This window comes from Mycobacterium heckeshornense (assembly GCF_016592155.1).
Classification (GTDB): Bacteria; Actinomycetota; Actinomycetes; order Mycobacteriales; family Mycobacteriaceae; genus Mycobacterium; species Mycobacterium heckeshornense.
The window spans coordinates 4112989-4127426 of sequence record NZ_AP024237.1 but is presented as its reverse complement, the minus strand read 5'-3'; the positions used below and the strand labels follow the sequence as shown (position 1 = coordinate 4127426).

The following is a 14438-nucleotide window of genomic DNA, read 5'->3' as shown; positions in this document are numbered from 1 at the left end:
GCATGCCTGAAGGGTTGGCGCGGATGACGGCTCGGTCGGTGGTGCTGTCAGTGCTGCTGGGCGCCCACCCGGCCTGGGCCACGTCAGCCGAATTAATAAGGCTCACAGGTGATTTCGGCATCAAGGAGTCGACACTGCGAGTTGCATTGACCAGAATGGTCAGCGCCGGCGACCTGATCCGGTCGGCCGACGGCTACCGGCTCTCCGACCGGCTGCTGGCCCGCCAGCGCCGCCAGGACGACGCGATCAGTCCACGGGTTCGTGGGTGGCGGGGCTGCTGGGCCACTGTCATCGTCACCAGCGTTGGAATCGACGCCCGCACCCGGGCTGGACTACGAAATACATTGCAGAAGAAGCGGTTTGGGGAACTGCGTGAAGGGGTATGGATGCGTCCCGATAACCTCGAGTGGAATGTGGGACCCGACATCCGCAGCCGGGTGCGGATATTGCGGGCACGCGACGACGCACCCGCCGAACTCGCCGAGCGGCTGTGGGACTTGCGCGGATGGGCGCGAATCGGGCACCGGCTACTTGATGAGATGGCGGGCGCAACCGATATCCCCGGCCGGTTCGTGGTAGCGGCTGCGATCGTGCGCCACCTGCTCACCGATCCGGTGCTGCCCGACGAACTGCTGCCGACGAACTGGCCCGGCGGCCAACTGCGCTCCGCTTACCACGACTTCGCCGCCGAGCTGATCCGACGGCGCAACCTAACCCAACTTGTGGAGGCGAAATGAGCGACGAGGTGCGGGTAGAACGCAACGGGCCGGTCACCACGGTGATCCTGAACCGACCGCATGCACGCAATGCCGTCAACGGCCCGACCGCGGCGGCACTGTTCAGCGCGTTCGATGAGTTCGACCGCGACGACACCGCGTCGGTGGCGGTGTTGTGCGGTGAGGGTGGAACCTTTTGCGCCGGAGCGGATTTGAAGGCCTTCGGTACACCCGAGGCCAATGCGGTGCACCGCACCGGGCCTGGGCCGATGGGGCCGACGCGGATGGTGTTGTCCAAGCCGGTGATCGCCGCGGTCAGTGGTTACGCGGTGGCAGGTGGTCTGGAGCTGGCGCTGTGGTGCGATTTGCGGGTGGTCGAGGAAGACGCGGTATTCGGTGTGTTCTGCCGGCGCTGGGGTGTACCGCTGATCGACGGCGGCACGATCCGCTTGCCGCGACTGATCGGGCACAGCCGGGCGATGGACATGATCCTCACCGGCCGCGCCGTCAAGGCTGACGAAGCGTTGGCCATCGGGCTGGCCAACCGCGTGGTGCCCAAAGGACAGGCACGCCGAGCCGCCGAAGAACTGGCGGCCCAGCTGGCCGCGCTGCCGCAGCAGTGCATGCGCTCGGATCGGCTTTCCGCACTGCATCAGTGGGGAGTGCCGGAGGCCGACGCCCTCGACTTCGAATTCGCCAGCATTTCGCGGGTTGCCGAGGAGGCCATGGAAGGTGCGGGACGGTTCGCCGCCGGTGCCGGCCGCCACGGGGCCCCAGCGCACTAGCCCGGCGCGCTAACCCGGGCGAACATCACCGTCAGCCCTTGGTGATGGTGTTGCCAGAGCCCAGGTTTTCCACTTTCGGGTCACCGGACTTGTACGTGACGGTGTTGTTGAGCCCGACAACGCTGAGCTGTTTGTCCACCTTGTCGAAGGTGATCTTGTTGTCGGCGCCGCCGATACTCACCGATGAGCAAGTGCCCTTCACTGTCAGCGTGTTGTTGGATCCGCCCACGTTGAGCGATTTGCCATCAGCGCAGTCGAGATCGGCGGTAGTTCCGAAGGACCCGTAATTGAGTGTGTTGCCGACCTCGAATTGGGCGGTCGAACTTCCCGAGGTAGTCGTGGTCGACGGCGCCGCGCCCTTGTTCTTCGGGCCACAGCCGGCCAGGCCCGCAGCGGCCAGCACGATGGCCACTGCCAAAACAAGCGTTGCCGCTGCCGATCTGGGGACGTTGCGCATTGCTCCTCGCTTTGTCAACTGATCAGTGGTGACGACGTTCACGCCGGAACCCGGTCGATGCGGTTGGGCATTCCCAGTTCTCGACCCCGGTCCCAGATAAACGGCTCGCCATTGCGGAAATACACCGTTTCGTCCCAGCCGTAGACCGTGATGTCGTTGACGACGGTCTCGGCGATGACGGTATTGCCCGAACCCATCATCGTCACGGCCCAGCACGTTCCCAACGCGTTGACGGTATTCGAAGTACCGTCGACCAACAGCGTGGAATCGTTGCAGTCCACGGTCTGGTTGACGCCCTGCCCCGTGACATGGGTATCACCGTTTTTGGCGTGCGCGTCCGGTACCCCGACGGCCAGCGCGGCAGGAATGGCGACGGCGCAGCCAGCCAGCGCGGCGCTGACGGTTCTCCGGTTCACTGCGAGCCCCTCTGCCCTTGCAAGTGGTCTAAGCGACTGAGCCTACGTGCATTCGGTTACACGCTGGCTGACTTCGCCGATTTGACGTCCATCTCGACACCGCCGCCCATCGGGTTGCCTCCTGGCCCGACTCCTTCGCGCGCCGCTGCGCGGCTCGTCGTCGGGCTAGAGTTCTTTGCTGACCTCGGACCCATCGAAGGGCGATCGCCATGGCAGCTCAGCCGGAACCACCGTCAGCGGGCGGTCGTCCGCGCGCTGGCGGGCGGACGACCGCCCGCCCGGCCAAGCTCAGCCGCGACATCATTGTCAACGCCGCACTGACTTTCCTGGACCGCGAAGGCTGGGATGCGCTGACCATTAATGCGCTGGCGACCCAGCTGGGAACCAAGGGCCCGTCGCTGTACAACCACGTGGACAGCCTGGAGGACCTGCGCCGCACGGTGCGGATGCGCGTCATCGACGACATCATCGCGATGCTGCATCGCGTCGGCGAGGGCCGGGCCCGCGACGACGCGGTGCTGGTGATGGCCAGCGCCTACCGCAGCTACGCCCACCATCATCCCGGCCGCTACGCGGCGTTCACCCGCATGCCGCCGGGCGGCGACGACCCCGAATACACGGCTGCCACCAGGGCAGCCGCGGCGCCGGTGATCGCGGTGTTGTCCTCTTACGGTCTCGACGGCGAGGAAGCCTTCTACGCGGCGCTGGAATTCTGGTCCGCACTGCACGGGTTCGTCCTGCTGGAGATGACCGGGGTCATGGACGACATCGACACCGACGCTGTGTTCACCGATATGGTGCTCCGACTGGCCGCTGGCCTGGAACGCCGCAGCGGAGCTGCCGGAAGCGGTTCCGCGGCCGGGCGCCCCGCGTCGCTTTGACCTGCCCGACCAGCGGCGGGTATTGTGGGTGCTCGTGCCTGGCGGCTCAAGGCGCTGGTGAGGCGCGCACGCCGGGCCAATTCGCATGTCCACGATGCCACGGATAGTGCCGGGGCAACCGCATGCGACACTCCCGGCCGCGGGGGCCCGTGGCTGGGCATAACTGCAGTACACAGACTTGAATCGAGAGCGCAACACAGGAAGCCGGTAGATGCCAACCATTCAGCAGCTGGTCCGCAAGGGTCGCCGCGACAAGATCGGCAAGGTCAAGACTGCGGCCCTGAAAGGCAGCCCGCAGCGCCGTGGCGTGTGCACCCGCGTGTACACCACCACCCCGAAGAAGCCCAACTCGGCCCTTCGGAAGGTGGCGCGCGTCAAGCTGACCAGCCAGGTTGAGGTCACCGCCTACATTCCCGGCGAGGGCCACAATCTGCAGGAGCACTCCATGGTCCTGGTGCGCGGCGGCCGGGTCAAGGATCTGCCGGGCGTGCGGTACAAGATCATCCGGGGCTCGCTCGACACCCAGGGCGTCAAGAACCGCAAGCAGGCTCGCAGCCGCTACGGCGCCAAGAAGGAGAAGGGCTGATGCCGCGCAAGGGGCCCGCGCCCAAGCGTCCGCTGGTCAACGACCCGGTCTACGGATCGCAGCTCGTCACCCAGCTGGTGAACAAAGTGCTGATGAAGGGGAAGAAATCGCTTGCCGAACGCATTGTTTACGGTGCGCTCGAACATGCTCGCGAAAAGACGGGTACCGATCCCGTCATCACGCTCAAGCGTGCCCTCGACAATGTCAGGCCGGCGCTGGAGGTCCGCAGCCGGCGGGTCGGCGGTGCCACCTACCAGGTACCCGTCGAGGTGCGCCCGGATCGGTCCACCACGCTGGCGCTGCGCTGGCTGGTCAATTACTCCCGGCAGCGTCGCGAAAAGACCATGGTCGAGCGTCTGGCAAACGAGATCTTAGATGCCAGCAACGGCCTCGGGGCCTCGGTCAAGCGACGTGAGGACACCCACAAGATGGCCGAGGCAAACCGCGCCTTCGCGCATTATCGCTGGTAGAGGCGCCGCCGGCGCCAAACTAACAGGCGCCGGTGACGCAGACGACAGCAAACGACGTAGTAGAGCAACGACAAAGAGTGGGAAGACTTCTGTGGCACAGAAGGACGTGCTGACCGACCTGAGCAGGGTCCGCAACTTCGGCATCATGGCGCACATCGACGCCGGAAAGACGACGACGACCGAGCGGATCCTGTACTACACGGGCATCAACTACAAGATCGGTGAGGTCCATGATGGCGCCGCCACCATGGACTGGATGGAGCAGGAGCAGGAGCGCGGCATCACGATCACCTCCGCCGCCACCACCACCTTCTGGAAAGACAACCAGCTCAACATCATCGATACCCCCGGCCACGTCGACTTCACCGTCGAGGTGGAACGCAACCTGCGGGTGCTCGACGGTGCCGTGGCCGTGTTCGACGGCAAGGAAGGTGTCGAGCCGCAGTCCGAACAGGTGTGGCGGCAGGCCGACAAATACAACGTCCCGCGGATCTGTTTCGTCAACAAGATGGACAAGATCGGCGCCGACTTCTACTTCTCGGTCAAGACGATGCACGAGCGGCTTGGCGCTAACGCGGTGCCGATCCAGTTGCCGATCGGTTCGGAGAACGAGTTCGAAGGCGTCGTCGACCTGGTCGAAATGAACGCCAAAGTCTGGCGCGGCGAAACCAAACTCGGCGAGCGCTACGACATCATCGACATCCCGGCCGAGCTGGCCGAGACCGCCGAGGAGTACCGCACCAAGCTGGTGGAGACCGTGGCGGAGTCCGACGAGCACCTGCTCGAAAAGTATGTCGGTGGTGAGGAGATCACCGTCGACGAGATCAAGGCCGCGATCCGCAAGCTGACCATCGCCAGCGAGATCTATCCGGTGCTGTGCGGCAGCGCGTTCAAGAACAAGGGCGTGCAGCCGATGCTCGACGCGGTCGTCGACTATCTGCCCTCGCCGCTGGATCTGCCGCCCGCGATCGGGCACGCGCCCGGTCACGAGGACATCGAGGTGGTTCGCCACGCGAGCACCGACGAACCGTTCTCGGCGCTGGCGTTCAAGATCGCCACGCACCCGTTCTTCGGCAAGCTGACCTACATTCGCGTCTACTCAGGCACCGTCGAGTCGGGCAGCCAGGTCATCAATGCCACCAAGGGCAAGAAAGAGCGGCTGGGCAAGCTGTTCCAGATGCACTCCAACAAGGAGAACCCGGTCGAAAGGGCTAGTGCGGGCCACATCTACGCGGTGATCGGTCTCAAGGACACCACGACCGGCGACACCCTGAGCGACCCGAACGACCAGATCGTGCTGGAGTCGATGACGTTCCCCGACCCGGTGATCGAGGTGGCCATCGAACCCAAGACCAAGAGCGACCAGGAGAAGCTCTCCGCGTCGATCCAGAAGCTGGCCGAGGAGGACCCGACCTTCAAGGTGCACCTGGACTCCGAGACCGGCCAGACCGTGATCGGCGGCATGGGTGAGCTGCATCTTGACATCCTGGTCGACCGCATGCGCCGCGAATTCAAGGTTGAGGCCAACGTCGGCAAGCCGCAGGTGGCGTACAAGGAGACGATCCGCCGCAAGGTGGAGCACGTCGAGTACACCCACAAGAAGCAGACCGGTGGCTCCGGCCAGTACGCCAAGGTCATCATCACCGTCGAGCCGTTCAAAGGCGAGGACGGTGCCACCTACGAGTTCGAGAACAAGGTCACCGGGGGGCGCATCCCGCGCGAGTACATCCCATCGGTGGACGCCGGCGCCCAGGACGCCATGCAATATGGTGTGCTGGCCGGCTACCCGCTGGTGAACCTCAAGGTGACGCTGGAAGACGGCGCCTTCCACGAGGTGGACTCCTCGGAAATGGCGTTCAAGATCGCCGGCGCGCAGGCGCTGAAGAAGGCCGCCGCCGCGGCGCAGCCGGTGATCCTCGAGCCGATCATGGCCGTCGAGGTCCTCACCCCCGAGGACTACATGGGCGACGTGATCGGCGACCTGAACTCCCGCCGTGGTCAGATCCAGGCCATGGAGGAGCGGGCGGGCACACGCGTCGTCAAGGCGCACGTGCCGCTGTCGGAGATGTTCGGCTACGTCGGCGACCTGAGGTCCAAGACCCAAGGCCGGGCGAACTACTCCATGGTGTTCGATTCCTACGCCGAAGTACCGGCGCAGGTGTCGAAGGAAATCATCGCGAAGGCGACGGGCCAGTAAGGTTCCGTCTCGTACCGCGGCACAACTGAAAACATCCACACTGCTTTAACAAGCACCAACAAGTCCAGGAGGACACTGAAAGTGGCGAAGGCGAAGTTCCAGCGGACGAAGCCGCACGTCAACATCGGGACCATCGGTCACATTGACCACGGCAAGACTACGCTGACCGCGGCGATCACCAAGGTTCTGCACGACAAGTTTCCCGACGTGAACGAGACGAAGGCGTTCGACCAGATCGACAACGCGCCCGAGGAGCGTCAGCGCGGCATCACCATCAACATCGCGCACGTGGAGTACCAGACCGAAAAGCGCCACTACGCTCACGTCGACGCGCCCGGCCACGCCGACTACATCAAGAACATGATCACCGGCGCCGCCCAGATGGACGGGGCCATCCTGGTGGTCGCGGCCAACGACGGCCCGATGCCGCAGACCCGCGAGCACGTGCTGCTGGCCCGCCAGGTCGGTGTCCCCTACATCCTGGTCGCGCTGAACAAGGCCGACATGGTCGAGGACGAGGAGCTGCTCGAGCTCGTCGAGATGGAGGTCCGTGAGCTGCTGGCGGCTCAGGAGTTCGACGAGGACGCGCCGGTTGTGCGGGTTTCCGCGCTGAAGGCGCTCGAGGGCGACCCGAAGTGGGTCGCGAGTATCGAGGAACTGATGCAGGCTGTCGACGAGTCGATCCCTGACCCGGTCCGCGACATCGACAAGCCATTCCTGATGCCGATCGAAGACGTCTTCACCATCACCGGCCGCGGCACCGTGGTCACCGGCCGGGTTGAGCGCGGCGTGATCAATGTCAACGAGGAGGTCGAGATCGTCGGCATCCGTCCGTCGACGACGAAGACCACCGTCACCGGCGTGGAGATGTTCCGCAAGCTGCTCGACCAGGGTCAGGCGGGCGACAACGTCGGTCTGCTGCTGCGCGGCGTCAAGCGTGAGGAAGTCGAGCGCGGCCAGGTGGTCACCAAGCCCGGGACCATCACCCCGCACACCGAGTTCGAGGGCCAGGTCTACGTGTTGTCCAAGGACGAGGGCGGTCGGCACACGCCGTTCTTCAACAACTACCGTCCGCAGTTCTACTTCCGCACCACCGACGTGACCGGTGTGGTGACGCTGCCGGAAGGCACCGAGATGGTGATGCCCGGTGACAACACCAACATCAAGGTCAAGCTGATCCAGCCGGTCGCCATGGACGAAGGGCTGCGGTTCGCTATCCGCGAGGGCGGCCGCACCGTCGGCGCCGGCCGGGTGACCAAGATCATCAAGTAGTTTCCTGCGCGAGCAGACGCTGAGGCCCCGAAATCTGGTGATTTCGGGGGCCTCAGCGTCTGCTCGGCGTAATACTCGCCTGAACGCGATTAGGCCCTAACGACAGGAGCATGGCGATGTTGTGGCGATACGTGAAATGTCAACTCATGGTCCTGCTCTGCGGCGGCCTGGTTGGTCCCATCTTCTTGTTCACCTATTTCGGTCTGGGCCAGAGCAGCCTCATCAAGTGGATGTTCTACGCGGGCCTGCTGATCACCGCGGCCGACGTGCTGATCGCACTGGCGCTGGCCAACTATGGTGCGAAATCGTCGGCCAAGGCCGCCGCGCTCGAACGGAGCGGGGTGTTGGCGTTGGCCCAGATCATGGGCGTCACCGAGACCGGGACTCGCATCAACGAGCAGCCGCTGGTCAAGTTGGACTTGCGCATCTCTGGAGCGGGCTTCGAGCCATTCGACAGTCAAGACCGGGTGATCGCCAGCGTCAGCCGGTTGGGCAACATCACGTCGCGCAAGCTGGTGGTACTTGTCGACCCCGCGACCCGCGACTACCGGATCGACTGGGAGCGAAGCGCTTTGGTCAACGGTCTGGTTCCCGCGCAGTTCACGGTGGCTGAAGACAACCAGACATATGACTTGAGCGGGCAGGCCGGGCCACTGATGGAGATCCTGCAGATCCTCAAGGCCAACAACGTTCCGTTGAACAGGATGGTCGACGTACGGTCGAATCCGGTGTTGCGCCAACAGATTCAGGAGGTGGTGCGGCGGGCGGCGGCCCAGCAGGCGCAGACTGCGCCGGCTGCGGTGGGCCAGGCGCCGGCCGGTGCGCCGCCGGCGCAGACCGTTGGCCAGCGGCTCCAGGAGTTGGAAACACTGCATGCGTCGGGTGCGCTGACAGACCAGGAATACGCCAGCAAGCGGGCCCAGATCATCGCCGAGCTCTAACCACCCCGCCCTTAGAACACGTTTCAGTTTCGCTGCTAGCCTGATCGCTGACCGACGAAAGGACGGGCGATGGCTGGCGGCAGCGGCACGCTGCACGGACGAGTGGCGTTTATCACCGGCGCCGCCCGCGGCCAGGGACGCGCGCACACGGTGCGGCTGGCCCGCGAAGGCGCCGACATCATCGCGCTGGATATCTGCGCACCGGTATCGGACACCATCACCTACCCGGCGGCCACCGTCGAGGATCTCGCTGAGACGGTGCGTGCCGTCGAAGCCGAGGGGCGCAAGGTGTTGGCGCGCAAGGTCGATATCCGTGACGACGAGGCCCTGCGCCAACTGGTGGCCGACGGGGTCGAGCAGTTCGGCCGGCTCGACATCCTGGTGGCCAATGCCGGGGTGTTGGGCTGGGGCCGGCTCTGGGAGCTGACCGACGAACAGTGGGACACGGTCATCGGGGTCAACTTGACGGGGACTTGGCGTACCCTGCGTGCGGTGGTGCCCGCGATGATCGCAGCGGGCAACGGCGGCTCGATCGTGGTGGTCAGCTCGGCCGCCGGGGTAAAGGCCACACCGGGCAACGGTCATTACTCGGCCGCCAAATACGGACTCGTCGGGCTGACCAACACGCTGGCGCTTGAGCTCGGCGAGTTCGGCATCCGCGTCAACTCCATTCACCCCTATTCGGTCGACACCCCGATGATCGAGACCGACGCGCTGATCCAGCTGCTCGCCAAGCATCCCGGCTATGCGCACAGCTTTCCGCCAATGCCATTGCAGCCCAAAGGATTTATGACCCCCGAAGAGGTCTCCGATGTGGTCGTGTGGCTGGCCGGTGACGGGTCGGCGACGTTGTCGGGCGCGCAGATACCCGTCGACAAGGGCGTGTTGAAGTACTGACCGCGCCGACTGTATTGCGGGCCGGCCACCGGCCTGCCGTCGCCATCGTGTATGAAGCTTCACGTGACCGGAAGCGCAAACGGGGTAGTGATCGTGGGCGGTGGCCTTGCTGCGGTCCGCACCGCCGAGCAACTGCGCCGGGCCAACTACACGGGTCCCATCACCATCGTCAGCGACGAGGTTCATCTGCCCTACGATCGGCCTCCGCTGTCCAAGGAGGTGTTGCGCAGCGAAGTCGACGACGTGACCCTCAAGCCGCGCGAGTTCTACGACGAGTACCGCATCACCCTGCGGCTGGGTTCGGCCGCCACCGGCCTGGACACCACCGAACAGACGGTGACCCTCGACGACGGGACCGTGCTCGGTTATGACCAGCTTGTCATCGCGACCGGCCTGGTGCCGCGGCGCATCCCGTCGTTTCCGGACCTGGTCGGCATCCGGGTGCTGAGGTCTTACGACGAGAGCATCGCGCTGCGTCGGCACGCCCTGCGAGCCCGACACGCCGTGGTGGTCGGGGCCGGCTTCATCGGCTGCGAAGTGGCCGCCAGCCTGCGCGGCCTGGGGGTAGGCGTGGTGCTGGTGGAGCCGCAGCCGGCCCCGCTGGCCGGGGCGCTCGGCGCGCAGATCGGTGAATTGGTGGCGCGACTGCACCGGTCCGAGGGCGTCGAGGTGCGGACCGAGGTCGCGGTGGCCGAGGTGCGCGGTGCCGGCCACGTCGATTCCGTGGTGCTCACCGACGGCGCCGAGCTGACAGCCGACCTGGTGGTGGTCGGCGTCGGGTCGCGGCCGGCCACGGAGTGGCTGAACGGCAGCGGAATCAAGGTCGACGACGGTGTGATCTGCGACGAGGCGGGACACACCAGCGCGCCCAACGTGTGGGCGCTGGGCGACGTCGCCTCCTGGCGCAATCCGATGGGACACCAAGTGCGCGTGGAGCATTGGAGCAACGTCGCCGAACAGGCCAGGGTCGTCGTGCCCGCGATGCTCGGCCAGCAGGCGCCGTCGCACGTGGTCGTCCCCTACTTTTGGAGCGACCAGTACGACATCAAAATCCAGTGTCTCGGCGAGCCGCAGGCCACCGACATCGTGCACCTGGTCGAAGACGACGGCCGCAGGTTCCTGGCCTACTACGAGCGCGACGGCGTCGTGGCCGGGGTCGTCGGCGGCGGCATGGCCGGCAAGGTCATGAAGACGCGCGCCAAAATCGCTGCCGCCGCACCGATCTCGGAAGTGCTGGGTTAAAACTCACCCAAGTAGAAACGACCGCCCTGGTCATCGAGGCACTCGGCGCTGATCCCGTAGGGTTGCCGCGCCGGCTCCTGCGGCACGGTGCCGCCAGCCTCACGCACCCGCGCGACCGCGGCGTCGATGTCGGCCACCGTCCACATCGGCACCGTTGTCGGACGCGCGGCGCCGCCCGCCACGCCGGCCATCGGATGCACCGGGGTGATTTGCCAGCCGTCGTCGACGCGACCGGGCTCGAACACCCATCCCAGCACTCGGCCGTAGAAGTCGCGGAATACCGCGGAATCCGGCACTTCGTATGTGACATAGGACAATTCACCAGGCCCAGAGCCGTTCAGCTCCGGTCGCTTCTGGCTGTCAGCCGGCTGGTAGACCGCGAATGCGACCCCGTGCGGGTCGGTGGCGTCCAGCACCATCCCGTACTCGAACTCGCGCGGCTCACCCGGCACACCGCCCGCCGCGGCGATCGCTTCCCGAGCGGCGTTCACGTCGGCCACCGCATAGCAGCAGAACAGCGTGGGAGGCCCGTCGACGGCGAAAATGCCCGTCGGCATGTCGGTGTTGGTGACGTGGTGTGTCGCCGGGTCGTAGGTCCAGCCCAGGACGTGGCCGTAGAACGCGGCCGCGCGGTCGGCGTCGGGACTCCACACCGACACATATCCGATGTCGCCGTGCTGGATGGTGGCGACCGTACCGCTCACCGGGCCGCTGAGTATCCACCGGTGACCGAACGGATCGACGATGGTCGCGTTGCGCGCACCGTAGTTCTCGTAGACCTCACGCTCGACGGTGGCTCCGCGTTGCCGCGCTCGCTGCAGCGCCGCATCGGTGTCGGCAACATGCACCATGAGACTGACCGAAACCGCGCCCCGCTCAGGAGCTGTCAACCCAAGCTCGGGATACTCGTCGGCCAGATAGAGCACCCCGCCCGCAATGGCGAGTTCGGCGTGCCCAATTCGGCCGTCGTCCATCACAATCGGCTCACCGACCACCGTGCCCTCGAAGGCGTCGGTATACCAGGCGATCGCGGCGCGGGCGTCGGGCACGCACAGATAGGGGATCGCCGCGGCGCGCGGCACAGCGGGAACCGCTTGCGCAGACGGCTCAGCCAGTTCGGAAATCGCTGCAGCTGTACCACTCATGACGACTCCTTTTGTTGCGCCGGGCAAGGACAGCGCCGATTCGAGGCGAGCGCGCAGCCGCGCGGCGAACACCGGATCCGGCTGCACCGGAAGGTCATCGGCGCGCAGCACGTACAGTGGGTCATTTGGCCGACTCATGGCGTGCCTCCTTCCGGGTAGTGCTGTCTGAAGGCCCGGCGAGCACGGACCAGAAGGGCTTCGGTGGCATGGACGGTGCGCCCGATCAGCTCGGCGCATTCGGGCACCGAGCAGTCGTCCATGTAGCGCAGCACCAGCACCATGCGGTGCGACTCGGACAGCCGGGCCAAGACGCTTTCGGCGACCAGGCGATCGAGTTCGGCGTCCCAGTCGTCGTCGGCCGCGTCGACTGGTTCGCGAAGTTCGGCGAGCGGGACGGCGAACCGGTCGCGCCGGCGGCGGTAGTGGTCGGCGAGCTTATGGCGGGCCACCCCCAGCAGCCAGGGCATCCCGATCGGCGGCGGGTTGTCGTTACGGGCGGCGTCCATGGCCGCCAAAAACGTTTCCGACGTCAGGTCCTCGGCGGTTCCGCGATCGCCGCATCGCCGGACGAAATACCCGTAGACGACCGGCAGCGCCCGGTCGTAAAGCGCCAACAGCGCACGCGCAGCATCGCTGCGGTCCGGTTGGGCGCTCACATCCTTATCGTCGCGGCGGCGCGGTGAACTCCGACGCCTTTGCGGCGAAGATTTGCCGCCCACCTCATTCCCAGATCACTGGCGGGCCGTGCGGCGCGCATTCGGCCAGGATCCGGTCGTCGCCGCCCGGCCAGCTGCGAACTCGCAGCAAGAAGGCGTGCGCGGCGCCGGGGGTGCGGCGTTGCGGCTCGAGCATGAGGTGGGCAAACGGAGCGGGGGTTCTCGCGTGGGCCGCGACGGCGTCGATACCGGCACGGGCCGCGGCCTGTTCGTCAGCGGAAAGGTATTGCCAGGTAATCGAATGCCACAACACGGTTAGCGCGCCGTCGGCGACAGTCAGCCCGGCGACCGCCTCGGCTGCGGTGCTGCGCTGCAGCCGCGCCGGCACGTGCCGGGCGACGCTGATCGCCCCACGCAGCCGGTCCATGCGGACGGTCATGTCGGGCCAGACGTAACTCAACAACGTGAGTTCGCCCTCGGAGTTGGTGGCGTCGATCGGCGCGATGTCATAGCCGTGCCGCTCAACGATTCGCACATCGTTGGTGGGGGGCAGCCTGCCGCGCCAGGCGTCGTCGATGCTCACCGGCGAGTCGGTGGGGCCCCACTGGCCGCCGGGATAGCGGTAGCGGTAGTGATCGGCGCGCAGGTTCAGCCCGGCGCTGGATCCGATTTCGAAAAGCCTTACCGGAAGCCGGAATTGACGTGTAAGGATCAACAGGGCGCCGATGAGTGCAGCCGATCTGCCCACCTCGTTGGTCTGCGGCGGTTGGTCGAGGGCAGCGCGCAGCGCGTCGGTATGGTCGGCCGCGACTTGTGCAATGACAGGCCAGGCCGCCGGGCCGTCCCAGCTGCCACCGGTGCTCGGGTACCAGCGGCGCAACGCCGGTGCACGGCCATCCAGTACCAGCCGGTGCAGTCCGCCGAGCAGTCGCAGCGGCACCGCGAACCGACCCGGGTCGTTTTCGTGACCGGACAACACCGCCGCGAAGACGCCGCCGGCTTGGACGTCGGCGGCCACACGGTCGAGCAGTTCGGCATACATCGGCGAACCGAACGCCGCGCAGGCCCGAGCCTGCGACCGCAGGGAGCGCAGCAGGCGCTCGGTGCCGCTCACCGCTTCAGCCGGTCCAATCCGTCGCGGACGGCGTCGAACGCGTCGCCGAGCGCCTGGGGCAGCGAGACCGATTCGTCGTCGAGCCAGTGCTCGTAGGCGCTCAACGCCACGCCGAGCAGCATCCAGGCGACGGTCTGCGGCAACAAATCGGTGGTCCGGCTGCCCGTTCGCCGGGCCACAAACGCGGCGATCACCTCCCGCCACCCGGCATACATCGTCATCGAGTAGGCCTGTAATTCGGCGGTCTGCAAGATCACCCGCATGCGCTGCCGGTGCCGGCGGGTCTCCGACTCGTCGAACGTGTTGAACGCCAACAGCGCCGCACGCAGGGCCTCGCCCAGCGGCACATCCGGGCCAACCTGGTCGAGCAGCTCGCGCAGGTGCCGCAGGTGTGCGTCGAAGTCCCCCCACGGGATGGCATTCTTGGACGGGTAATAACGAAAGAGCGTGCGGCGGGCGATCCCGGCGGCGTGCGCGACGTCGTCGACGCTGACGTTCTCGAATCCCCGGGCGGCGAACAGCTGCAGCGCGACGTCGGTGATGTGATGCGGTGTCGTCGAGCGGCGCCGGCCCACCCGGGACTCAGGCAGCATATACCCCGCCCTTCCATTACGGCACTCGATGCCATATTCTGTCTATGATTGTGGCCAGTTCGACCCCGAC

16 protein-coding genes are annotated in these 14438 nt (G+C 66.1%); 10 read left to right on the top strand and 6 right to left on the bottom strand.

The window, feature by feature from the left end; translation table 11 throughout:
• Positions 1-14: 14 nt before the first annotated feature.
• Together MHEC_RS19950 and MHEC_RS19945 are read left to right on the top strand one after the other, a co-directional pair.
• Entirely contained in the window at positions 15-737 is a 723-nt protein-coding gene (locus MHEC_RS19950) for a PaaX family transcriptional regulator C-terminal domain-containing protein (protein WP_372507330.1), read from the top strand.
• Positions 734-1501 carry a crotonase/enoyl-CoA hydratase family protein gene (locus tag MHEC_RS19945; RefSeq protein WP_048890285.1) on the top strand — a complete coding sequence of 256 codons (768 nt, stop codon included), beginning with the start codon at positions 734-736 and terminating at the stop codon, positions 1499-1501. The genes MHEC_RS19950 and MHEC_RS19945 overlap by 4 nt, the downstream gene beginning before the upstream one ends.
• Before the next feature lie 31 nt (positions 1502-1532).
• On the opposite strand, the gene MHEC_RS19940 is transcribed toward MHEC_RS19945, so the two are convergent.
• Together MHEC_RS19940 and MHEC_RS19935 are read right to left on the bottom strand one after the other, a co-directional pair.
• Positions 1533-1958, bottom strand: a complete 426-nt coding sequence (locus MHEC_RS19940) for a DUF3060 domain-containing protein (RefSeq protein ID WP_048890372.1) — start codon at positions 1956-1958, stop codon at positions 1533-1535.
• A 38-nt stretch (positions 1959-1996) separates the two neighbouring features.
• Positions 1997-2374: a DUF3060 domain-containing protein gene (locus tag MHEC_RS19935; RefSeq protein ID WP_099868725.1), complete on the bottom strand. Its 378-nt coding sequence runs from the start codon at positions 2372-2374 to the stop codon at positions 1997-1999.
• Between the two features lie 209 nt (positions 2375-2583).
• Here MHEC_RS19935 and MHEC_RS19930 point away from each other — a divergent pair, with 209 nt between their 5' ends.
• From MHEC_RS19930 to MHEC_RS19895, 8 genes are all read left to right on the top strand, one after another.
• Complete coding sequence (locus MHEC_RS19930; protein ID WP_048890284.1) at positions 2584-3255, top strand: TetR/AcrR family transcriptional regulator; 672 nt, start codon at positions 2584-2586, stop codon at positions 3253-3255.
• A 211-nt stretch (positions 3256-3466) separates the two neighbouring features.
• Positions 3467-3841, top strand: coding sequence for a 30S ribosomal protein S12 (rpsL, locus tag MHEC_RS19925; RefSeq protein ID WP_003923350.1), 375 nt, complete (start codon positions 3467-3469; stop codon positions 3839-3841).
• On the top strand, positions 3841-4311 hold the full coding sequence (gene rpsG / locus MHEC_RS19920; RefSeq protein WP_048890283.1) for a 30S ribosomal protein S7: 471 nt from the start codon (positions 3841-3843) through the stop codon (positions 4309-4311). Before rpsL ends, rpsG begins: the two co-directional genes overlap by 1 nt.
• 91 nt (positions 4312-4402) lie before the next feature.
• The gene (gene fusA / locus MHEC_RS19915; protein ID WP_048890282.1) at positions 4403-6508 is read left to right on the top strand and encodes an elongation factor G; all 2106 of its coding nucleotides are present in this window, start codon (positions 4403-4405) and stop codon (positions 6506-6508) included.
• Positions 6509-6589: 81 nt separating this feature from the next.
• The gene (tuf, locus tag MHEC_RS19910; protein WP_003923354.1) at positions 6590-7780 is read left to right on the top strand and encodes an elongation factor Tu; all 1191 of its coding nucleotides are present in this window, start codon (positions 6590-6592) and stop codon (positions 7778-7780) included.
• Between the two features lie 116 nt (positions 7781-7896).
• Positions 7897-8721 carry an SHOCT domain-containing protein gene (locus MHEC_RS19905; RefSeq protein ID WP_048890370.1) on the top strand — a complete coding sequence of 275 codons (825 nt, stop codon included), beginning with the start codon at positions 7897-7899 and terminating at the stop codon, positions 8719-8721.
• A gap of 69 nt (positions 8722-8790) precedes the next feature.
• Positions 8791-9618 carry a mycofactocin-coupled SDR family oxidoreductase gene (locus MHEC_RS19900; RefSeq protein ID WP_048890281.1) on the top strand — a complete coding sequence of 276 codons (828 nt, stop codon included), beginning with the start codon at positions 8791-8793 and terminating at the stop codon, positions 9616-9618.
• A 51-nt stretch (positions 9619-9669) separates the two neighbouring features.
• Positions 9670-10860: an NAD(P)/FAD-dependent oxidoreductase gene (locus MHEC_RS19895; protein ID WP_048890280.1), complete on the top strand. Its 1191-nt coding sequence runs from the start codon at positions 9670-9672 to the stop codon at positions 10858-10860.
• Here the strand turns inward: MHEC_RS19895 and MHEC_RS19890 are convergent.
• From MHEC_RS19890 to mftR, 4 genes are all read right to left on the bottom strand, one after another.
• On the bottom strand, positions 10857-12143 hold the full coding sequence (locus tag MHEC_RS19890; protein ID WP_048890279.1) for a VOC family protein: 1287 nt from the start codon (positions 12141-12143) through the stop codon (positions 10857-10859). The genes MHEC_RS19895 and MHEC_RS19890 overlap by 4 nt on opposite strands.
• On the bottom strand, positions 12140-12661 hold the full coding sequence (locus MHEC_RS19885; RefSeq protein ID WP_048890278.1) for an RNA polymerase sigma factor: 522 nt from the start codon (positions 12659-12661) through the stop codon (positions 12140-12142). The genes MHEC_RS19890 and MHEC_RS19885 overlap by 4 nt, the downstream gene beginning before the upstream one ends.
• A 64-nt stretch (positions 12662-12725) precedes the next feature.
• The gene (locus tag MHEC_RS19880) at positions 12726-13775 is read right to left on the bottom strand and encodes a DUF2332 domain-containing protein (protein ID WP_048890277.1); all 1050 of its coding nucleotides are present in this window, start codon (positions 13773-13775) and stop codon (positions 12726-12728) included.
• On the bottom strand, positions 13772-14368 hold the full coding sequence (mftR, locus tag MHEC_RS19875) for a mycofactocin system transcriptional regulator (protein ID WP_048890276.1): 597 nt from the start codon (positions 14366-14368) through the stop codon (positions 13772-13774). The genes MHEC_RS19880 and mftR overlap by 4 nt, the downstream gene beginning before the upstream one ends.
• Between the last annotated feature and the right edge of the window lie 70 nt (positions 14369-14438).